The 23,461-nt window shown below is 63.9% G+C and carries 10 protein-coding genes; 7 read left to right on the forward strand and 3 right to left on the reverse strand.

The features are described from left to right. Nucleotides 1-15 precede the first annotated feature (15 nt). Nucleotides 16-1,557, forward strand: coding sequence for a hypothetical protein (locus IPM12_12925; protein MBK9148705.1), 1,542 nt, complete (start codon nt 16-18; stop codon nt 1,555-1,557). A 128-nt stretch (nt 1,558-1,685) separates the two neighbouring features. Next, nucleotides 1,686-9,548 carry a PKD domain-containing protein gene (locus IPM12_12930; GenBank protein MBK9148706.1) on the forward strand — a complete coding sequence of 2,621 codons (7,863 nt, stop codon included), beginning with the start codon at nt 1,686-1,688 and terminating at the stop codon, nt 9,546-9,548. A gap of 65 nt (nt 9,549-9,613) precedes the next feature. Here the strand turns inward: IPM12_12930 and IPM12_12935 are convergent, their stop codons facing one another. Together IPM12_12935 and IPM12_12940 are read right to left on the reverse strand one after the other, a co-directional pair. Then, entirely contained in the window at nt 9,614-10,252 is a 639-nt protein-coding gene (locus IPM12_12935) for a response regulator transcription factor (protein ID MBK9148707.1), read from the reverse strand. An 18-nt stretch (nt 10,253-10,270) separates the two neighbouring features. Next, nucleotides 10,271-13,444: a hypothetical protein gene (locus IPM12_12940; GenBank protein MBK9148708.1), complete on the reverse strand. Its 3,174-nt coding sequence runs from the start codon at nt 13,442-13,444 to the stop codon at nt 10,271-10,273. Between the two features lie 205 nt (nt 13,445-13,649). Here IPM12_12940 and IPM12_12945 point away from each other — a divergent pair, with 205 nt between their 5' ends. From IPM12_12945 to IPM12_12955, 3 genes are read left to right on the forward strand one after another with little or no spacing between them, the layout of a single operon-like run. Next, the gene (locus tag IPM12_12945; GenBank protein ID MBK9148709.1) at nt 13,650-16,388 is read left to right on the forward strand and encodes a tail fiber domain-containing protein; all 2,739 of its coding nucleotides are present in this window, start codon (nt 13,650-13,652) and stop codon (nt 16,386-16,388) included. 12 nt (nt 16,389-16,400) lie between these two features. Then, on the forward strand, nt 16,401-17,510 hold the full coding sequence (locus IPM12_12950) for a hypothetical protein (GenBank protein MBK9148710.1): 1,110 nt from the start codon (nt 16,401-16,403) through the stop codon (nt 17,508-17,510). After that, a complete protein-coding gene (locus IPM12_12955; protein ID MBK9148711.1) occupies nt 17,507-19,225 on the forward strand; it encodes a PKD domain-containing protein in 1,719 nt (572 codons plus the stop codon). The genes IPM12_12950 and IPM12_12955 overlap by 4 nt, the downstream gene beginning before the upstream one ends. A 35-nt stretch (nt 19,226-19,260) precedes the next feature. On the opposite strand, the gene IPM12_12960 is transcribed toward IPM12_12955, so the two are convergent. Then, entirely contained in the window at nt 19,261-20,904 is a 1,644-nt protein-coding gene (locus tag IPM12_12960; GenBank protein MBK9148712.1) for a hypothetical protein, read from the reverse strand. Between the two features lie 148 nt (nt 20,905-21,052). Here IPM12_12960 and IPM12_12965 point away from each other — a divergent pair, with 148 nt between their 5' ends. Continuing rightward, nucleotides 21,053-22,294 (forward strand): hypothetical protein, encoded by a 1,242-nt coding sequence (locus tag IPM12_12965; protein MBK9148713.1) that lies wholly within the window; start codon nt 21,053-21,055, stop codon nt 22,292-22,294. A 26-nt stretch (nt 22,295-22,320) separates the two neighbouring features. Then, entirely contained in the window at nt 22,321-23,439 is a 1,119-nt protein-coding gene (locus IPM12_12970) for a hypothetical protein (protein MBK9148714.1), read from the forward strand. Nucleotides 23,440-23,461 lie beyond the last annotated feature (22 nt).

Consider the following 23,461-nt stretch of genomic DNA (forward strand, 5'->3'; position numbering starts at 1 on the left):
GAAAAGACCTAGACCATGAAGCACTTCACCAACCGGATAAGCGCCCTCGCGAGCACCGTGCTCATCAGCGCTGCGGCCCTGGGCAACAACATCCAGGTATCCAACACCACCCTCACCAACAACACGGGCACTACCGTGCAGGTGCAGTTCGACCTGAGCTGGGAGCACAGCTGGCGCGGCGTGGGCATGCCCAACTGGGATGCCGCCTGGGTCTTCGTGAAGTACCGCAACGGCGCAGGGGTCTGGAGCCACGCCAACCTCACGGCCACCGGCCATGTGGTGCCCAGCGGCGCCACCCTGGACCTGGGCTTGGTGGATAACACTGTGGCCTACGATGCCATCACCAACCCCTACGTGGGCGGCTTCCTCTACCGTGATGCCGATGGAGTGGGCACCTTCTCCCTCACCGGCGTGCAACTGCAATGGGACTACAGCGCGCTGGGCCTCACCTACACCGACATCGCGCAGGTGCAGGTCTTCGCGATCGAGATGGTGTATGTGAGCCAAGGGGCCTTCTTCGTGGGCAGCGGTGGGAGTGAGATTCGTTCCTTGACCAACGGAAGTACCACAGTGCCGCCCTCTGTGCCGTTCCAGATCACCAGCGAAGCCGCGATCAACGCGGCGACCAGCGCGGGATCGTTGTGGTCCTTAAGCGGGGCCATGACCGCTGGCACCATCCCGGCCGCCTTCCCAAAGGGCTTCGCGGCCTTCTATTGCATGAAGTACCAGCTGAGCCAGCAGGGCTACGTGGACTTCCTGAACACGCTGACCTTTACCCAGCAATTGCAACGGGGCCAATTGCAGCCGACCAACGCGGTGGGTTCGGGTCCTTTCCAACTCATCTATAGGAACAGCATTGATATCCAGGCCACGGGCGCGAACCCGGGCACTCCGGCCATTTATGCCTGCAACCTGAACGGCGATGCCAACTTCGGGGATGCCACCGATGGCAAGGACCTGGTGATGAACTACATGAGCACGACCGACCTGCTCGCGTATTTGGATTGGAGCGGCTTGCGGCCGATGAGCGAATTGGAGTACGAGAAGGCCTGCCGGGGCACGGCTGCTCCGGTGCCCAATGAATATGCGTGGGGCATGGCCACGGCTAACGCCATCAACGGCGTTTCGCTCACCAATCCCGGTGCTGCGAACGAGGGCATCGCAACAGGATACAGCACCACGATCGGGAACTACAGCACTGGCAACGTCGCACGGCGCGTGGGGATCTACGCAGCGAACCCCGGCAACAGCGGCCGGGTCACCGCCGGCGCCAGCTTCTATGGCATCATGGAATTGAGCGGCAGCGTGTGCGACCCGGCCGTGCAAGCGCGGAATGCAAGCGGACGGATACATACCGGCCTTCAAGGAAACGGCGCATTGGCCGCGAACGGGAACACCGACGTGGCCACCTGGTCGCCCAGCAATTTGCCCTGGAGGGGCGGGTATTATGGCTCTGGGTCGCAAGTCTCTTATGGAGGTGCGTGCGGATCAAACGGCCCATGCACCACCGGCCGCGATCAGAATACCGGCGGCCGCGGTGTGCGCACAGCCCCTTGAAGCACACAACCCGGACGAACAGGATCACGCAGGAATACTAGAACGATGCAACACGCGAAGCGAACAGCCCTTCACTCCGGAAGCCCGGAGCGTTGCGTTCGCGAGCGATTGCCCGTGAAGAAGCACGCATGAGGAAGTTCATCCATAGCCTGTTCCGCACGTTAATGTGCATGACCGCGCTGCTCGCGGGCATCGCAAGCGTGCGTGCCCAGACGGTGAACACCTATGCCTATACCACCAGCACCGGCGCCTCGCTCGATGCGATGAGCGGTGCCACGACCCTTGTCGGGATCAATGTGGACGATACGCCCACCTCGAGCGTGATCACCCTTCCCTTCACTTTCCGGTATGAGGGCGTTGCCTACACGCAATTCTCCGCGAGCGCGAATGGATTGCTCCGGTTGGGCCCCACGGTCGTTACCGGGGAGTACGCCAACTCTTTCGCATCCGCCATCAACCTGCCCAAATTGATGCCGTTCTGGGACGACCAGAACACGGGCAGCACCGGCGGCGTGAGCTATGTGGTGACAGGCACCGCGCCGAATCGCATCCTGAAGGTGCAATGGCGCACCACCATGGGCGCTTCGGGCGGGAGTCCGATCACGCAGACCTACCAGGCCTGGTTGTACGAGACCACGAATGTGATCGAGTTCCGGTATGGCACTGGCAACCCGGCCATTTCCGCGTCCATCGGCATCGGTGGCGCTGCCGCAGCGAATTTCCAGTCCATCAATTCCGGCTCGCACGTAGCCAGCACGACGGTCGCGAATAACACGAACGCAGCCTGGCCGGGCTCGGGTCGCATGTACCGATTCGAGCCCTTCGACAATGTGTGCGGCGCGTTCCCGCTGAGCTTTGGTGCAAATGGTCCCTTCTCGAATGCTGGCGCTACCGCGCAGGTCGGCGAACCGCTCCCGCCCAACCTGGGCTGCAACGTGCAGAACGGGTGGTGCGATGCTGTGCTCAACAATACCATCTGGTTCCGATTCACGGCGCCGGCGAGCGGCCGTGTCTCCGTTGATGTGAACGGCTTCGACACACAGGCAGCGATGTACGCCGCGAGCTCATGCGGAAATGTGCTCGGCTCCCAGACCCTGCTGGCAGCGAACGACGACGGCAGCCCGACACCTGTTGTCTTCGGATCACGACTGGATCCGGTGAACTGCCTGACACCTGGCGCCACCTATTACGTGCAGGTGGATGGCTACAATGGTGCGACAGGTAGTTGCACCATCACACTCACCGACCTGGGAGCCCTCACGGTATCCCTCAGCGGCAGCGACGAGACCATTTGCGGAGGGAGCGCCACCAGCCCGCGCATTTTGAGTTCGAATACCGCTGGCGCCGCGCTCTCCTGGACCGTGGTGCAGAGCGGCGTAACCGGCGGTGCCAGCGGCAGCGGCGCGAACGTGCCCGCGCAGACATTGAACACGACTGGCCCGGCGAACGGCACCGCGACCTACACGGGCGTGGCCACGATCAATGCGCTGAGTCCGGCGACGTGCTCGTTCACTTCCGCCCCTGTGGTGGTGACCGTGAACGCGCCTGCTGTGGCGGTGATCAACGGACCCTTCTTCTCGAACGGCCCGGCCACGGTGCCCGTGACGGTTACCGCGAATGGCCCTGGCACATGGGGCGGCGGCACAGGCTCCTTCGCAACGCCACCGAGCCCCAATACCACCTACACGCTGGGCGGCGGTGAGGCGGGAACCAGCTTCCCCATCACCTGGTCCACCTTCGATCCGGATGGCGCAGGACCTTGCTTGTTCGCAACGGCCACAGCGCAATTCGTCGGCGGCGGTTTCGGCGGCGGCAGCGGGCGCGGCGAAGTGGCTGAAGCAACGCCCTGCGATGCGACGGCGACCATCAGCTACACGAGTGCGGCATTCTGCACCAGCACGCCATCGGCGCCGGTGACGATCACCGGCAACACCGCAGGCATCTTCTCTTCGACCGCGGGCCTCACGCTCAACGCGAGCACCGGCGAGATCACGCCATCCACGAGCACAGTGGGCAACTACCTGGTCACCTACACCATTCCGGCCAGCGCGAGCTGCCCTGCAGTGGTGGCCACCTTCAATGTCGCCATCACGCCGTTGCCTGCGGCGAGCATCGCCGGTCCGTACCTGAGTGGCGGACCCGCGACCGTGACGATCGTTGCGAATACCAACACGCCGGGTTCCTGGAGCGGCGGCACAGGCACCTTCGCTGTAGCCACAGACGCGATCACCACCTACACGCTCGGGGCCGGTGAGGCAGGCACGACCTTCCCCATCACCTGGACGACGGTGGATGCCGGGGCCTGCGCTTCAGTGATCGCGACGGCGCAGTTCGTCGGCGCATACGGCGGCGGCGTTGGGCGTGGTGAGATCGCGGATCCAACGCCGTGTCCGGCAGCCACCATCAGCTATACGGGTGCCGCCTTCTGCACCAGCACCACCTCGGCACCCGCGACCCTCACGGGCAGCACGGGCGGCACCTACTCCTCCACCGCGGGGCTCACGATCAACTCGGGCACCGGCGAGATCACGCCATCCACGAGCACGGTGGGGAACTATGTGGTCACCTACACCATCCCGGCCAGCGCGAGCTGCCCGGCCGTGGTGGCCACCTTCAATGTCGCCATCACGCCGTTGCCTGCGGCGAGCATCGCCGGTCCTTACCTGAGTGGCGGACCCGCGACCGTGACGGTCGTTGCGAATACCAACACGCCGGGTTCCTGGAGCGGCGGCACAGGCACCTTCGCTGTAGCCACAGACGCGATCACCACCTACACGCTCGGGGCCGGTGAGTCGGGCACGACGTTCCCGATCACCTGGACCACCGATGATGCGGGGGCCTGCGCATCGGTCGTGGCCAATGCCTTGTTCGTGGGCAGCTTCGGCGGCGGCGATGGGCGCGGCGAAGTGACTGATCCTTCGCCTTGTCCCGATGCGACCATCAGCTACACGAGCATCGCGTTCTGCACCAGCACGACCTCGGCACCCGCGACCCTCACGGGCAGCACGGGAGGCGTGTATTCATCCGCCGCAGGGCTCTCGATCAATGCCGCCACCGGCGAGATCACGCCGTCCACGAGCTCGGTCGGCAACTATGTGGTCACCTATTCGATCCCCGCGAGCGGGACATGCCCTGCTGTGAACGCCACCTTCAATGTCGCGATCACACCGCTGCCCGTTGCGAGCATCGCTGGTCCCTACCTCAGCGGCGGACCAGCCGCGGTAACGGTGGTGGCCGCCTCGAACACGCCGGGATCATGGAGCGGCGGCACGGGCTCGTTTGCCACACCGACCAGCGCCACCACCACGTACACGCTCGGTGCGGGTGAGGCAGGCACCAGCTTCTCCATCAGTTGGACCACCGTTGATGCCGGTGCGTGCGCATCGATCGTGGCGAATGCACTATTCGTCGGCGATGGCTTTGGCGGCGCCGATGGGCGCGGCGAGGTGTCCAGCCCCACTCCTTGCGATGCGAGCGCTGCCATCAGCTACACGAGCGCGACCTTCTGCCAGAGCACCGCTTCCGCGCCTGTGACGCAAACCGGCAGCACCGGCGGCATCTACTCGTCCACCCCAGGCCTCACCATCGATCCGTCCACCGGCGAGATCACGCCATCCACGAGCAGCGTCGGCAACTATGTGGTGAGCTACACGATCCCCGCGAGCAGCAGCTGCCCGGCAGTCGTTGCCACGTTCAACATCGCCATCACGCCTCCGCCGGCGGCGGCAACGTATGGTCCTTACCTCAGCGGCGGCTCCCCGACCGTGACCGTGGTGGCCACCTCGAACACGCCAGGCTCTTGGGGCGGCGGCACCGGCAGCTTCGCCGTGCCTACCGACCTGATCACCACCTACACGCTCGGCGCGGGCGAAGCGGGCACGACGTTCTCGATCACCTGGACCACCGATAACGCGGGTGCTTGTGCATCGGTCGTGGCCAACGCGCTCTTCGTCGGCGATGGTTTCGGCGGCGGCGATGGACGCGGCGAAGTGACCAGCCCGTCGCCGTGCCCAGCCGCAACGATCAGTTATGCGAGCGCGGCCTTCTGCACCAGCACCACGTCCGCCCCGGCAGCATTGACGGGCAGCACAGGCGGCACCTTCACCTCCACCGCTGGCCTCACGCTCAATGCGAGCACCGGCGAGATCACACCTTCTACGAGCACGATCGGGAACTACGTGGTCACCTATACCATCGCGGCCAGCGCCAGCTGTCCTGCTGTCGCGGCCACCTTCAATGTCGCGATCACGCCCCTGCCAGCAGCGAGCATCGCCGGTCCTTACCTGAGCACGGGCCCTGCGGTCGTGACGGTGGTTGCCAACACCAATACGCCAGGCATGTGGAGCGGCGGCACAGGCACCTTCTCGGTGCCCTCGAATGCGGTCACCACTTACACGCTGGGCGCCGGTGAGGCGGGCACCACCTTCCCCATCACCTGGACCACCGTGGATGCCGGAGCGTGCGCTTCCGTGGTGGCCACCGCGCAATTCGTTGGCGCCTACGGCGGAGGCAGCGGCCGCGGCGAAGTGACCGAGCCGACCCCGTGCGACGCCGTTGCATCCATCAGCTACACGAGCCCGGCTTTCTGCACCAGCACGGCTTCAGCGCCGGTCACGCTCATCGGCAATACGGGTGGCCTCTTCACCTCGATCGCTGGCCTCACCTTGGATGGGAGCACCGGTGAGATCACGCCGTCCTCCAGCACGGTGGGCAATTACGTGGTCACCTACACCATTCCGGCCAGCGCAAGCTGCCCGGCCGTGGTGGCAACGTTCAACGTGGAGATCACGCCCGCACCTGCGGCTACCATCGCTGGTCCTTACCTGAGCGGAGGACCCACGACCGTGACCGTCGTGGCCAACACGAATGCGCCAGGCGCATGGAGCGGCGGCACCGGAACCTTTGCGGTTGCCACCGACCCGATCACGGCCTACACGCTCGGTGCGGGCGAAGCAGGAACGACCTTCTCCATCACTTGGACAACGGACATGGTCGGCGCGTGCGCCTCAGTGGTGACGAACGCGCTGTTCGTGGGTGACGGTTTCGGTGGCGCCGATGGACGCGGTGAGGTGGCGCAGACCTATGTGCGCACGAACATCGAATGCATCGTTGGCACCAGCTTTATCTGCCCCACGGCGCTCACGTCGGTGAGCTACACCACCTACGAGAGCCATCCGGCGGCGAACGTCTTCACGGCATTGCTCAGTGATGAATTCGGGAGCTTCGCCTCGCCCACGGTGATCGGCAGCGTGAATAGCCAGATCAGCGGCACGATCCCGATCTCGATCCCGATCAGCATCACGCCGGGCTCCGGTTACCGCATCCGGGTGGACGCGAGCCAGGCGCCGATCGTGGGCACCGACAACGGCATCGACCTCACGGTGAACCCGACCTATTACAGCCAGGGCTCCGGCGACGTGACCGATGCGATCTGGAGCACCACGCCGAGCGGTACGCCGAGCGCTGTGGTCTTCGACGCCTGCTGGAGCATGGTAGTGCAGAATGGCGATGTGGTGACCAACACCGGCAATTTGGACCTGAACGCTTTGTGGATCGAGAACACTTCGACCCTCGTGCTCGAGAACGGAAGCGCCACGAACGTCCATGGCGTGCTCGTTGATGTGCAAGGCAGCCTGACCACGGTCGATAACAGTGCGCTCAGCCTCGTTGGATCGATCGGGGCCGTGACGATTACCGCCGCCGCGCCGATCAGCCTCTGGGACCTGACGGTGAACACGCCGCTCGGAACCACCGCCAATGGCAGCATCGACATCCGCGGCACCTTGCAACTGGACGCGGGCGACTTCGACGCCACCACTGCGCTGATCGCCTTGCGCAGCTTCGCAGCCACCACCGGCCGCTTGGGCCCCGTCTCCCCCACCGCCAGCTACCTCGGCAACATGAAGGTGGAGCGCTACATCCCCGGCGGCGCCACCAACTGGCGACTGCTGGGCAGCCCGATCTCCAACCGGAGAGTGGCGCATTGGCAGGACGACTTCATCACCGCCGGCTATCCCGGCTCGCAGTTCCCCACCTTCGATGATCCGGTGGGCAGTGGCATCCTCTGGCCCAGCATCCGGTGGTATGATGAGACCAACACCGGCACCGCGCAGAACGATGGCATCACCGGCGTGAGCAGCCAGCTGCAGCCGTTGGCAACCGGCCAGGGCTTCGCGGCCTGGAGCGGCGATGCGCTGGGCGGCACCGCGCCCTTCATCGTGGATGTGCACAATGCGCCGCCGCACATCGCCTCCAGCCCCATCTCCCTGCCCATGAGCTGGACCGACACCGGCACCCCGCTCACGGATGGCTGGAACCTGGTGAGCAACCCCGTGCCCAGCGCCATCGCCTTCGACCAGATCGCGCGCGGCGCCGATGTGGAGGATTACGTCACCTTCTACAACCCCGCCAACGGCAACGCCGCGGTGTACGACATCAGCCTGGGCCTGGGAAGCAACGGCGCCACCAACACCATCCAGAGCAGCCAGGGCTTCTTCCTGAAGGCCAACGGCCCGGCCGTGGCCACCACGGTGGAGGAGAGCGACAAGATCAACGACAACAATGGCGGGATCTTCGGCGGATTGCTGCCCGATGCCAACCCGATGATCCGGTTGGGCATCACCAGCGCGATCAACAGCTTCAACGATGAAGCGTACGTGATCTTCGATGTGGGCACGAGCCAGTTGGACGATGAGGATGCCGTGAAGTACGTCTTCGCGCATCCCGATGCGCCACAGGTGGCCACCCTCGCGCCCGATGGCGAGCAGCTCGCCTTCAACTGCTTCGGTGAATTGAACGCCGCCTTCTTCGTGCCCGTGAGCGTGAATGCGGGCGTGAGCGGCACCTACACCATCACCGTGGATCAGCTCGGCGAGCTCGAGCTCACCTGCATCGTCCTGAAGGACCTCGTGACGAACACCATCATCACGCTCACGGGCAGCGATTCGTACAGCTTCTTCCTGGATGCCAACGATGACCCCAACCTTCCGCGCTTCCTGCTCAAGGTCGTGATGCCCGAGGCGGGCTTCACCGCATCGGCCAGCAATGTGGAGGTCGGTGAAGAAGTGTTCTTCTCGAACGCGAGCACCAATGCAGGCTCCTATGCGTGGGACTTCGGTGATGGCACGACGAGCACCGAAGCGGAGCCCGCCCACGCCTTCGCATCCGGCGGCGTGTTCGAGGTGACGCTCACGGCGACCACCGGCACCTGCACCGCCTCGCTCACGCAAACGATCACCGTGAGCTCCCCCGTCCTGCCCGTTGCCGTGCGCGCGCTGCTCCAAGGGCCGTACAACGAAGGCACCGGACTGATGAACGACGCGCTGCGCTCCGCAGGCATGCTGCCCATGCTTGAGCCCTACACCGCGATGGGCTACGCGCACATCGGCGGCGGCGGCGAGTTCGTGATGCCATCGGTCTTCAGCACCACCGGTACGGACGCCATCGTGGATTGGGTGGTGGTGGAACTGCGCTCGGCTGGTGATCCGGCCGAAGTGGTGGAGACGCGCAGCGGCCTGCTACAGCGAGACGGCGATATCGTTGCCGCCAACGGCAGCTCGCCGCTCTCCTTCCTCTCCGCCCCCGGCAGCTACCACCTCGCCATCCGCCACCGCAACCACTTGGGCGTGATGACCCATGATCCGATCGCCTTCGGCGCGGCGGCCACCGCCATCGACTTCCGGGATGGCGGCACGGCCACCTACGGCACCGAGGCCTTGGCCTTCAGCGGCAACGTGCGCCTGCTCTGGTGCGGCGATGTGTGGGGAGACGGCGTGCTCAAGTACGTGGGCCAGGACAACGACCGCGATCCCATCCTGGTGGCCATCGGCGGCACCGTACCGACCAACGTGCTCACCGGTGAGTACCGCGCCGAGGACGTGAACCTGGACGGTGAGGTGAAGTACGTGGGCACGAACAACGACCGCGATCCGATCCTGCAGAACATCGGTGGCAGCGTACCTACCGCGGTACGGAACGCGCAGCTGCCCTGAGCAAACAAGCACTCAACGGAGAAGCCCGGCGATGAGCCGGGCTTCGTCTTGAAACGGTAAAATGTTCACACCAGCCCCTCGCGCAGGGCCACCTTCACGGCGCCGGCCACCGAGGCCACGTGCAGCTTCTGGTAGATGTGCGTGACGTGGGTGTTCACCGTAGCGTAGCTGATATCGCAGCGCGTGGCGATGGCCTTGTAGCCCAGGCCATCCACGAGCAGCCCCAGGATCTCCTGTTCGCGCGCGGTGAGGTGAAAATCCGCAGATGCACCGATCCTGCTGGAACGCGTACCCAGCAGTTGCAGGACCTTCCGTGCAATGGTCGGTGTCATGGGCGCGCCACCGTTGTCCACCTCACGGATGCTCTCGATCAGTCGTTCGGGTGTGGTCTGCTTGAGCAGGTAGCCATCGGCACCCGCCACGATGGAGGCGAACAGGCGCTCGTTGTCCTCCAGCACGGTCTGCATCAGGATCTTCACGTCCTTGAACTGCTTGCGCAGCAGTGTCACGCCCTCCACGCCATCCACGTACGGCATGTCGATATCCATCAGGATCACACGCGGAGCACATTCCACCACGTTCTTCACCACGTTCCGACAATCCGGAAAAGCACCCACACAGGTCATGCCCTCCGTGGCATCAACGAGCATGCGCAGACTTTCCCTGCGCTGGGTATGATCATCGAATACGGCCACACGGAGCATTGGACGAAAGTAGGATCGCTACGCACCCCTGCTCCTCATTGTATCCAATGAGATGGCAGCCGAACGCGCCGAGTCCTTCGACAGGAAGGTGACGGTGGTGCCCCGACCGGGCTGCGAGGTGATCGTGCAGGTCCCACCTGCATCGGCCGCCCGTTTGCGCATGTTGTCCAGGCCGTTGCCTCCGAGGCCGTTCCCCGTATCGGCATACGGAACGAATCCGCGCCCATCATCCGACACCGTGAGCATGAACCCATCGACCACACCCGTGATGCGCACGGTGATGGACGTGCACTCCGCATACTTCATCGCATTGTTCACGGCCTCCTTGAAGAGCAGGTAGATGTTCTTCCGCTTGTCCATGTCCAGCTTTCCATCCAGCAACGCCGCATCCACATGGAAATCCAGCGTTACGCCACGGGCTTCGCACATCTGGGTCGCGTAGCTCTGCATCCGTTGTGCCATGTCCGCCACGCTGTCCTTCGAAGCGTTCACCGTCCACACGATGTCGTTCATGGACTCCATGGCATGGGTGGTGCCTTCACTGATCCGCTCCAGCAGTCGCCCGCTTTCCGGACTGATCGCCGCGATCTTCTTCTTCGCCACCGCACCGTACAGCGCCACGCTGCTCAACGTGCTGCCGATCTCGTCATGCAGGTCCCGGGCGATACGTTCACGGAGCCGCACCACGCGCAGTTGCTGCCGCAGGCGCAGTCGGTGAGCGATGTAAATAAGGGCCAGGATGAGCAACGTACCAGCAGTGCGTGCCCACCAGGTACCCCACCATGGCGGGGTGACGATCAGGAGAAGCGAGGCACCCTTTCCGTCACGTAGCCCCGCGCTGTTGCTCCCCTCCACCACGAAGGTGTACGAGCCTGGATCGAGGTTGGTAAAAGTGGCCTCGTAACGCGTTCCCGAATCGATCCATCCTTCGGTATATCCCTCCAGACGGTAGCGGAAGGTGTTGTGCCGCGGGGCCGTGTGGTCCATGAGCGCGAACCGGATGGTGATCAACGGCTCGTCGTGTGGCACCGTCAGTGCATAGGATGTGGCGTGCGCGCTATCCCGCAAGGCATGCATGGGCACGTCCCGTGCGGCCAGCCGAACACCTGTAAGGACCGTCGGTGCGGCTACATCATCCTCCTTCAGGTCGCCCGGCATGAAACGCGTACCACCATCCATGCCATCGAAGAACAGGGAACCATCGGGCATCGGGACCGCACCGTAGCGGTTGAACTCGTTTCCGGCGATCCCGTCCGCTTGCGTGAAGGTGCGCACGGCGCCGCTCGCGGGATCGAAGCGGCAAAGACCGTTGTTGGTGGCCACCCAAAGTCGTCCGTCGGCATCCGGAAGGATGCTGTAGACCACGTCGTTCGGCAGGCCCTGGCGTGTGGTGTAGCGCTCGCATCGCCCGTTCTCCATATCGAACCGGGCCATGCCCTTGCCCTCGGTACCCAGCCAAAGGAAGCGTTGCGGCTGTTGAGGATCGGGGCACAGGCAGAAGAGCAGATCGTGCGGAAGGGAAATGGGATCCCGGGGGTCGTGCTGGAACACGCGCCACTTGCCTGTGCCTGGATCGAGTGCGAGCAAGCCCTCGATCGTGGCCATCCAGATCACGCCGTCCGGGGCGATGGACCATTGGGAGATCGGCCAGTACTTGCTCAGCAGGAAGTCCACGGGGAACTGATAGCGACCGGTCACGACCATTCTTCGGGTATCGATGCGCAGCAGCCCGTTGCGCACATTGGTAGGCCCATCACCGGTCGCCGTGGTCACCCAGATCTCATCGCCACGCCCATGCAGCACCCGGTTCGGCGTTTCCTTCAGGTCGATGTCGGTGGCTCGACGCACCGTCCCCACAGCATCGATGTAGTACAAATACCGCGGCTCCAGATCACCGCGGGTGATCAAGCCCCAGGTGCGTCCTTGTGTATCGGTGGCGGCACCTTCCCAATTGCGTTCACCGGCAGGTGTGCCGAAACCGGTGCGTTCGGGTTCGCGACGCGATGGGTAATGCAGCAGCCCCAACCGGTGGCGGGTCATGGCGAACTGCCGGTACCCGAGTACCTCGTACTGGTCCACGTAGTAGCCCACGATCGGGTCGGCCGGCCGCGTGCTGAACCGCGTGCTGTTCCGCCCAAGCTTCAGCATACCGAAGCCCTTGGTGCCACCCCAGATGTTCCCCTGCCGGTCCTGGCAGCTGAAGAAGACGGTCTGCATACGCGCGTACACGTCCTGTTCGTCGGCCGTGAAGGTGAAGTGCTCCAACGCGCCTGTTCCCAGATCAAGGCCGCGCACCACCCCATCGTCACAGCGGTACCACAAGCGCCCGGCATCATCCACCAGCTGCATCTCCATGAGCCGGGGTATTGCGGGCACAGGCAGGCTGTCCAGCACTTCGCCCGTGGCTGTGGCGATGCGCAGGAAATGCCCCGGCAAGCCGAGCACGATCTCACCCACCTCCTTCCGAGGCAGCAGATGGTGCGGCTCCAATTCACCCACCGCCGAGAACGTGGGGCGTGGCAGTACGCGGTCCGCGATGGTCCGGGGATCGGTGGCTCGTAATGGGATCGCAGCAAGCCGGTCATCGGTCACCGCCCACAGCAGTTCCTTGCTGAAGGTGAAGGTGCTGATGCCCGGAGGCAGCCCGGCCTGCGGATGTACCGCCGTCGCAGGGCGCAGGGTAAGGCCACCCTTTTGATCGACCACGACCACGCTCAGATCCCGATAGCTGGAAACGCACCAGATGCTCCCATCGGGCGCCTCTTCGATCCGGGTGAGCGCGTCGTACGCCGTTCGTGGCATATCCGGCCCGATGCGCACGTGCTCGAAGATGCCTTTGCGCGGATCGTAGCGATCAAGCCCCACACCGAAGACGGCCACCCAGATGAAGCCCTCCTCATCCTCGTAGAGCAGGTTCGTGTGGTCGCCCGCGATGCTGGTGCTGTCGTTCGCATCGTGCTTGAAGATGGTGAAGGCATACCCATCGCTGCGGGCAAGACCGTCCTTGGTGGTGCACCAGAGGTAGCCCTGCCGGTCCTGCAGGATGTCCTGCACCATGCCCTGCGGCAGGCCATCCGCGGTGGTGATGCGGTCCAGCTCGAACTGCCTGACGACTTCCTGCGCCGCCACATGCGGGACGAGCAGAAGTCCGATCAGCCCTGGGAGGAGAGCAGCGCGCAGCAAGGCAGGCATCGGATGACGACGAAAATAGGCCTCGCGCTGGAAAATGCCCGGATATCATTGGACCCAATGATTGCGCCTCATGGTAGATCGAAGGTGCTTTGTCATGCAGGATCGAAGAAGGCTGACCGGATCAAGGTGATCAAGCGATCGAGCAACGCACAACACGACAAACGCATTCCCATTCCCCCAAGACCCTCACCAATACCCTCCCACCATGAAGTTCTCTGCTTGCTCCCTTGTGGCTCTCTTGGTAATCGCCTTGGTCCAGCCCACGGTTGCCCAGGTCAATTTCGATGGCGTCAACTACCAGGCGGTGGTGCGCGATGTGAACGGCGACCCGGTCCCCAACCAGGCCATTGGCGTGGAAGCCGTCGTACAGGTGGGAGCCACTGACAGCTATATCGAGACCCATACGATCAACTCCGATGGATTCGGGCTGATCGCTTTCCGGATCGGGTCCGGTACGCCGGGCGCCGGCACATTGGCCACCTTCGGCGACATCGACTGGGGCAGTGGACAGGATATCAGCTACACGGTGTCGGTGGATATCACCGGCGGCAATTCCTACGTGCTGCTCAGCACGGGGCCCTTCAAAGCGGTGCCCTTCGCCATGCACGCGCTCACGGCGGATAGCAGCGCGGCCTCTACTGTGCCGAACATCCTCCAGGATGCCGACGAGGACACCCGGATCCGGGTGGAGGCCACCCCCGATCAGGACACGATCCGGTTCGACATCGCCGGTGTTGAATCCTTCGTGTTCACCAACGGAAAGATCTTCACTCCAGGCAACGGCCGGTCCGTCTTCCTAGGTGATGGCGCCGGCGAATTGGATAACCTGACCGACAACAGGAATGTGGGCATCGGCTTCTTCGCGCTGAGCGATAACGTCACGGGAACGGGGAACGTGGCAATCGGCTACAACTCGCAGAGCTTGGCAACCGGTGGCACTGGGAATACATCCGTTGGCAACAACACAATGTTCGACAGGACCAGCGGGAGCTGGAACAGCGCCCTAGGCGCCGATGCGCTGCAGAATATCACGACCGGTCAGTACAATAGCGCGATTGGATCAGCGGCGCTGGCGGCCACTACTACCGGAAGCAATAACATCGCCGTGGGGACCGGAGCGCTATTGGCCAACACCACGAGCAACAACAGTGTGGCCGTCGGCTACCAGTCGCTGCGATTTAACACGACCGCCAATAACGTGGGCCTCGGCTACCAGGCGGGTTACTTCAACAACGCTGGCAACCGGCTCACCGCCATCGGGTACCGCGCATTGTACAACAGCGGTGCTGACGGCAATACCGGCGTGGGTTACGAGGCCGGATTAGCGACCACGAGCGGTTACGGCAATACCGCCATGGGCTCATTGGCCCTGCGCTTGAACGGTACCGGATACGAGAACGTGGCCGTGGGTGACAGCGCATCCTATGGAACCACCTCCGGCTACCGGAACGTGGCCTTGGGGCAGGGGGCGCTTCGTACCAACACCACTGCGGACTATGGAGTAGCCGTGGGATACCACAGCCTGCACAAGGCAGATGGGGGGGCGTTCTACAATACCATGGTGGGTGGGTTCTCAGGTGCGAGCATTTCCGGCGGTGATTACAATACCGGGATGGGCTACCAGGTGCTCGCGAGCTCCACCAACGCCCTGTACAATACGGCCATGGGCTACTACACCATGTTCTATAACACGACCGGGCAGTACAACACCGCCTTGGGCGTGCGTGCCTTGTTCCAGAACACCACAGCAAGCGGCAACACCGGCATCGGCTACAATTCCGGGTACGACAACCAGGCGGGCGAATACAACACCTCCCTCGGCTACCGAAGCCTTGAGGACAACGTGGACGGACTATACAATACGGCCATCGGAGCGAATTCCCTGACCAATTCCGACCTATCGTTCAAAAACACCACGGTCGGGTATAGCACCGGCTTTGACCTTTCAACCGGCAGTGATAATACGTTGATGGGGTATTCGGCCGGACAGAACCTCACCACCGGCGGCTCGAACGTGGCCATGGGATCCAACGCCATGGGCACTGCAACCTCAGCTAACAACAACGCCGCAGTAGGACTTAATTCACTCGCCGCATTATCAATTGGATATCAGAACACGGCTGTCGGCCAAAACTCACTCCAGGTCTTGACGACCGGCAATCAGAATACCGGCCTGGGTGCCTTCGCGCTCGAGGACCACACGACAGGTACAGGTAATGTGGCGGTGGGCTATCGCGCCGGGGACCTGCTCACCGCGACCAGCTACAATACGTTCGCTGGGTATTGGACGGATGCCACGGGTGAGCCGAACTACTCGACGGCCCTGGGCTACTATGCGCGCACGACCGCCAGCAACCAGGTCCGCGTAGGCATTTCAGGCACCACCAGCATCGGTGGCTATGTAGGCTGGACCAACCTGAGCGATGCACGGTACAAGACCGATGTACAAGAGGACGTCTCAGGCCTTGATTTCATCCTGCGCCTGCGGCCAGTGACCTACAAGGTGGACTACGCCAAGCTGGACGACGTGATGGGCTTTGCAGCGAAGGCACGCGAGAACCAGGACCCGAACTATGAGGCGCATGTCGCAGCACTCTCCAGGGAGGTGCGCACGGGGTTCCTTGCTCAGGAGGTGGAGGAGGCTGCCGCTGCGGTAGGATACGCCTTCAGCGGGGTGGACAAACCCAAGAACGAGAACGACCACTACGGCCTGCGCTACGCTGAGTTCGTGGTGCCCCTGGTGAAGGCCACCCAGGAACAACAGGCCACGATCGAGGAACTACGCCAGCAGGTGAGCGACCTGCAGGCACAGCACAGCCTGAAGGAGGCCGAAGTGGAGCAGTTGCGGACAATGCTTGCCAGCCAGGAGGAAATGCAGCGCATCATCAGCCAGTTGCAGGAACAGGTGGCACGGCATGCAGAGACGCTGGAGAACGACCGTTGATCCACCGAGGCCATGAAGACCAACATGCGTTCGCTACGCGGCATCGGCCTGGCAGTCCTGATCGGGGTGCTTGGCACAGGACCGCTGGCCGCCCAGGAACTGGTGCCTGCCGATGGAGGCACCGCCATCATCGGAAGCACGACCATCAGCTGGTCGGTCGGGGAGCCCATCATCGGCACCTCGGCCACGGCGGGTGGCCACATGACGCAAGGCTACCAGCAGCCTGCCGGCAAGCTCATCTACTACAGCCGCGCCACGGGCAACGTGAGCGACCCGATCTGGAGCCGCACGCGCACCGGCACCGCCGGGCCCGCGCAATGGGGCACGCGCAGCACCATGGTGGTGCAGAATGGCGATGTGGTGTCGAACATGGGCACCGTGATGACCAATGTGGTGAACATCGAGGCGGGCGGCGCCATGGTGCTAGCCACCGGCAGCAGCCTGGATGTCCATGGCGACAGCCTGATCATCGCCGGTGCCGTTACAGCGCAGGATGGCAGCACCGTGACCCTGGAGCGCAGCTTCGGTCCGGTCACCATCCTCACCACCGGCGCTCCGGGCCTGTTCGACCTGACGGCCAATGCGCCTGCAGGCGTTGACCTGGTGGGCGACCTGAACATCCGCGGCACGCTCCAGCTGAACGATGGCGCGTTCGATGCGAGCACCGGCCTCCTGGTCCTCACCAGCGATGCGCTGTTCACCGGCCGCCTCGGCCCCGTATCCCCCACCGCCAGCTACCTCGGCAACATGAAGGTGGAGCGCTACATCCCCGGCGGCGCCACCAACTGGCGACTGCTGGGCAGCCCGATCTCCAACCGGAGAGTGGCGCATTGGCAGGACGACTTCATCACCGCCGGCTATCCCGGCTCGCAGTTCCCCACCTTCGATGATCCGGTGGGCAGTGGCATCCTCTGGCCCAGCATCCGGTGGTATGATGAGACCAACACCGGCACCGCGCAGAACGATGGCATCACCGGCGTGAGCAGCCAGCTGCAGCCGTTGGCAACCGGCCAGGGCTTCGCGGCCTGGAGCGGCGATGCGCTGGGCGGCACCGCGCCCTTCATCGTGGATGTGCACAATGCGCCGCCGCACATCGCCTCCAGCCCCATCTCCTGCCCATGAGCTGGACCGACACCGGCACCCCGCTCACGGATGGCTGGAACCTGGTGAGCAACCCCGTGCCCAGCGCCATCGCCTTCGACCAGATCGCGCGCGGCGCCGATGTGGAGGATTACGTGACCTTCTACAACCCCGCCAACGGCAACGCGGCGGTGTACGACATCAGCCTGGGCATGGGCAGCAACGGCGCCACCAACACGATCCAGAGCAGCCAGGGCTTCTTCCTCAAGGCCAACGGCCCGAACGTGGCCACCACCGTGGAGGAGAGCGACAAGATCAACGACAACGGCGGCGGGATCTTCGGCGGCCTGCTGCCCGATGCATCGCCCATGCTGCACCTGCGCATCGCCAGCGCGATCAATAGCTTCAACGATGAGGCGTTCGTGGTCTTCGATGTCGGCGCCCCGCTGCTCGATGCCGAGGATGTGGTGAAGTACGTCTTCGCCCACCCGGCCGCACCGCAGGTGGCCACCCTCGCACCCGATGGCGAGCAGCTCGCCTTCAACTGCTTCGGCGCGCTCGATGCGGCCTTCCTGGTGCCCGTGAGCGTGAACGCCGGAGTCACCGGAACCTACACCATCACCGTGGACCAGCTCGGTGAGCTCGACCTCACGTGCATCGTCCTGAAGGACCTCGTGACGAACACCATCATCACGCTCACGGGCAGCGATTCGTACAGCTTCTTCCTGGATGCCAACGATGACCCCAACGTTCCGCGCTTCCAGCTCAAGGTGGTGATGCCCGAGGCTTCCTTCACGCCTTCCTCCGCCTCCGTGGGCATCGGCGAAGAGGTGAGCTTCTCGAACGCGAGCACCAATGCAGGCTCCTATGCGTGGGACTTCGGTGATGGCACGACGAGCACCGAAGCGGAGCCCGCCCACGCCTTCGCATCCGGCGGCGTGTTCGAGGTGACGCTCACGGCGTCCACCGGCACCTGCACCGCCTCGCTCACGCAAACGATCACCGTGAGCTCCCCCGTCCTGCCCGTTGCCGTGCGCGCGCTGCTCCAAGGGCCGTACAACGAAGGCACCGGACTGATGAACGACGCGCTGCGCTCCGCAGGCATGCTGCCCATGCTTGAGCCCTACACCGCGATGGGCTACGCGCACATCGGCGGCGGCGGCGAGTTCGTGATGCCATCGGTCTTCAGCACCACCGGTGCGGACGCCATCGTGGATTGGGTGGTGGTGGAACTGCGCTCTGCTGGTGATCCGGCCGAAGTGGTGGAGACGCGCAGCGGCCTGCTCCAGCGAGACGGCGATATCGTTGCCGCCAACGGCAGCTCGCCGCTCTCCTTCCTCTCCGCCCCCGGCAGCTACCACCTCGCCATCCGCCACCGCAACCACTTGGGCGTGATGACCCATGATCCGATCGCCTTCGGCGCGGCGGTAACCGCCATCGACTTCCGGGATGGCGGCACGGCCACCTACGGCACCGAGGCCCTGGCCTTCAGCGGCAACGTGCGCCTGCTCTGGTGCGGCGATGTGTGGGGAGACGGCGTGCTCAAGTACGTGGGCCAGGACAACGACCGCGATCCCATCCTGGTGGCCATCGGCGGCACCGTGCCGACGAGCGTGCTCACCGGTGAGTACCGCGCCGAGGACGTGAACCTGGATGGTGAGGTGAAGTACGTGGGCACGAACAACGACCGCGATCCGATCCTGGTGAATATTGGTGGTGCGGTGCCGACGAACGTGCGGATGGGGCAATTGCCGTGAGGAACAAACGCTCGGATCAAAGTACCCTGGTCCCTTCAGATCCGGGCGAGTGCTTCGGCCAGATCGTCCTCCTCGTCCAACCCCAACTTCTGTTTCAACCGGTACTTCGCCACCCGCACGCTCGTTGGCGCGATGTGGCGCAGGTCGGCGATGGTGGCATTGTTCATCCCCGAGCGCACCATGCCGCACAGCTCGAGCTCCTTTTCGGTGAGGTCCGGTTGCAGGGCCTTGAGCCGCTCATAGAACGCGCTGTTCACCACCTCCACCTCGCGGTACAGCCATTCGCGTTGCTCGTCCACCCGCAACTGCGAGCGCACGCTCTCCTTCAGGTGCTCCACCTTGGCGCTCACATCCGCCTTCAGTGGTTTGGCGCGGATGATGGCACCGGCGGCATCCATCACCTCGCGCGTCCATTCGCGTTTGCGGGAAAGGTCCTGGGCCATCTGCTGGATGTCCTTCCGTTTGTTGGCCAGTTCGGCCTCCACCTGCTGTTTCTCCAGCTGCTTGCGGCGGATGCGCGCGCGGAAGAACCCGGCCAGCGCGAGCAGCGATACCGCGGCGAGCACCGCCACCAGCCACAGGATGATGGTGCGCGAACGGGTGCGCGCTTCGGAAGCGGCCACACGCGCTTCGTCCAGTGCGGCTTGCGCGGCCAGCTCGGCCTGCATGCGGCGGACGCCGAAGGCGGTGACGGCGCCCAAGGCTGACTGCTGCTCCGACCTGTCCGTGCGGGCAATGCTGTCGTTCAGGGCGAGCAGCGCGCGCGCGGCCCTTGCCTCCCGCCGGGGATCGCCCAGGGCCTTGGCCAGCCGGTGGTCCAGCCGGATCAATTGCGGACGGGCCTGCCGTCGCTGCCCCGCGCCCAACTCGCTGAGGTGCTTGCGCAACGTGTCCAGCACCGCCGCGGCGAGATCCGTTCGGCGTGCATCCAGCCATAGCCCGGCCAGCTCGATACTGTAGCGCCGGAAGCGATCGTCAAGGTCGGCGTCGTGGTGATGGAGTTGCTGGAGGAGGATGTTCACGTTCTCGGCCACCAAGGCACGTGCGCGGGCACTGTCACCACGCAGCAGGGCCACCGCCGCACGGTTGTCCCGCCAACTGAAGCGGATGTCCACGATCGGTTCGACACGCCCCTGCTCCAACAGCGTGGCCACCGTGTCCAGGTAACGGTCCGCCGGATCGGGCTCCCGGCGTTCGAGGTGCAGGATGGCCAGGTTGTTATAGAGGCCGGCCAGGGAGTAGGGGTCCTCGCGCGGTGCCGATCGCAGGCTCCACAGCAAATAATGCCGGGCACTATCCAATTGCCCCAATACCATATACCGGGAACCCAGGCCAGCGATGGCCCGCGCCGTGCTCACGCTGTCGCCTTTGGCCTGTGCGGCTGCCAGTTCCAGGCGTCCTTGTTCAAAGGCGAGGTCAATGGCGTTGAGATAGTAGAGCACCGTACCCAGTTCCCGATGGATGGCCCATCGATCCTTGGTAGGGGTGGTGCTGGTGATCGCTTCCTCCGCACGGAAGAGCAATTCCAGTTTGGTGGTCAGGCTCGCGGTATCGCGCTTGCGCTCATAGTCCTGCCGCAGCACCGTTGCGCGATCGGCCAAGGGGTCCGCTTGGGCGTGAACGGCCGAGTGCGACGTTACCAGTCGTATCAAAATACTGAACAACAGGAATTTGCGCATGGTCCGTGGAGGTGGCGATCAGGCCAAAGAAACACCGGAGGAAACAAAAAATACGGCCTGTATACGCTTTGTATACGCCCAAAACTAGCCATCCTTCCCTCAGCGGTATAATCTCGCGGCACGTTCGATCAGCGACCGTGTACACGCGATGAAACACCAGCATTCCAATTCATTATCGCATCCGAACACTTGGCTGGGGGCCGCCCTCATCCTCGTTCATACAACGGCCCTTGCCCAAACCCCCGAAGCCTTCCGCTACCAGGCCGTGGCCCGCGATGGCGGCGGACAGTTGGTGGTGAACACCGCCGTGGGCGTGCAGTTCCAGCTGCACCAGGGCAGCGCCGGCGGTACGGTGGTCTACGCGGAGACGCACAGCCCCACCACCAACGCCCAGGGCCTCTTCTCGGTGGCCGTGGGCGAGGGCACGCCAACCACGGGCACCTTCAGCACCATCCCATGGTCGGTGGGCAGCTACTGGGTGGAAGTGGGCCTGGACCCCGCCGGCGGCACGGCCTACAGCACCATCGGCGTGCAGCAACTGCTGAGCGTGCCCTACGCCTTGCAGGCGAAGGGGGCCTCGCATGCGGCCACGGCCACCCACGCCGACACGGCGACCCATGCCACGAGCGCGGCGATGGCGGATTCCTCAGGCATTGCCGCCATGGCCATGGTGGCCGATAGTACGAACACGGCCGCGCACGCCTCCACCGCTGATACGGCCTCCTATGCCCTGCAGGCAGGCCCTCCCGGCAGCGCAGCCGGCGAGATCCGCTACTGGAACGGCGCTGCATGGGTCTCCCTGGCACCGGGCAATGTGGGCGACGCGCTGGTCTATTGCGGTGGTGTGTTGCGTTGGGGAACTTGCTCGGTCCAGGAGCGACTGGACGCCGGACAGACCCCATGCGAGATCGTCAATAGCGGCGTTCCGCTGGACTCACTCTATGGCCGTGTCTATCAGGGAGGGATGATCGGGTACCTGAACACCACTACGTGCCAGGGTCTGGTGGCTGCCATGAGCAACTTACCCACCTTCGGATCGGGACTACCCTGGAGGCACTTTTCCTGTCAGCAAGGCACATTCTATGGAACTTCAACGGGAATGTTTACCGGCGCTGCCAACACCGCGTTGATCCTGGCAGGACCCTGCGCGGCGGGATCTGCTGCACAGGCTGCGACCAGCCCGGGCCCAGGTTGGTACCTGCCCTCTCGCGATGAATTGTGGGCCCTTCGGAACAACCTCTATCTGAATGGCCATATGCCGCCAGCGGACTATTGGTCATCCTCCGAGCTGGCCATTTTTGAGCCGTATTGGATCAATTTTTTTGAAGGGATCATTTCAGGCGGCGCAGATACCTGGAATCTGAAGGTGCGCCCTGTCAAACAGTTCTGATGGCATTCATGAACGCTCGAACGACCATGTCCCTCCGCTCCATCCCCTCCGCTGCCGTGTATCTGCTTGCCCTTGCGCCGTGGGCGGCCGGTGCCCAAAGCCCCGAAGCCTTCCGCTACCAGGCCGTGGCCCGCGATGGCGGTGGCCAGCTGGTGGTGAACACCGCCGTGGGCGTGCAGTTCCAGCTGCACCAGGGCAGCGCCGGCGGTACGGTGGTGTATGCGGAGACGCACAGCCCCACCACCAACGCGCAGGGCCTCTTCACGGTGGCCGTGGGCGAGGGCAGCCCCACCAGCGGCACCTTCAGCACCATCGATTGGAGCGCCGGGTCCTACTTCGTGGAAGTGGGCCTGGACCCCGCCGGCGGCACGGCCTACAGCACCATTGGCGTGCAGCAGCTGCTGAGCGTGCCGTACGCCTTGCAGGCGAAGGGGGCGAGCACGGCGCAACACGCGGACACGGCACAGTACGCGCAACAGGCCGGGCCGCCGGGCAACGCGCCGGGTGAGATCCGGTACTGGAACGGCAGCGCATGGGTGAACCTGCCCTTGGGACCCAGCGGCCAGAGCCTGACAAGCTGTGGAGGAACCTTGCAATGGGGACCATGCGCCGTGCAGACCCGGTTGAACGCCGGCGAAACACCCTGCCAGATCGTGAACAGCGGCGTACCGCTGGATTCCCTCTGGGGCAAGAACTACCTCGGCGGGCTCATTGCCTACCTGGACCCCAATACCTGCCAAGGCTTCGTAGTGACCGGGAATGAAACTGTCAGTTACTGGATGGAAGATTCTGGAGGTACGGGTGTCTGCGATCAGACCTTGGTCGGTGGCACTTCCACAGCACTATTGACGGGTCCAGCCAATTCATTGGCCATAGCCAGCTTACCCGGCTGCGATCTGACCAACGTGATACAAGAGATGTCCTACGTGTTCGGACCATCATGGTCCCTTCCCTCACGTGATGACCTGTTGGCTTGCTACACCAACCTATTCCTGCACGGCCTTGGGAATTTCCAGCCCACAGCGTATTGGAGCTCATCAGAAGCTTCTTCAAGCGTCGCATGGGCTGTCGATTTCAATAATGGGAACAGCATAGGGTGGTCAAAAGAGTTCTATCTGAACGTCCGCGGCGTCAAGAACTTCTGAGCCACCCTTAATGGAATTAATG

This window comes from Flavobacteriales bacterium, assembly GCA_016716605.1.
Taxonomy (GTDB): Bacteria; Bacteroidota; Bacteroidia; order Flavobacteriales_F; family PHOS-HE28; genus PHOS-HE28.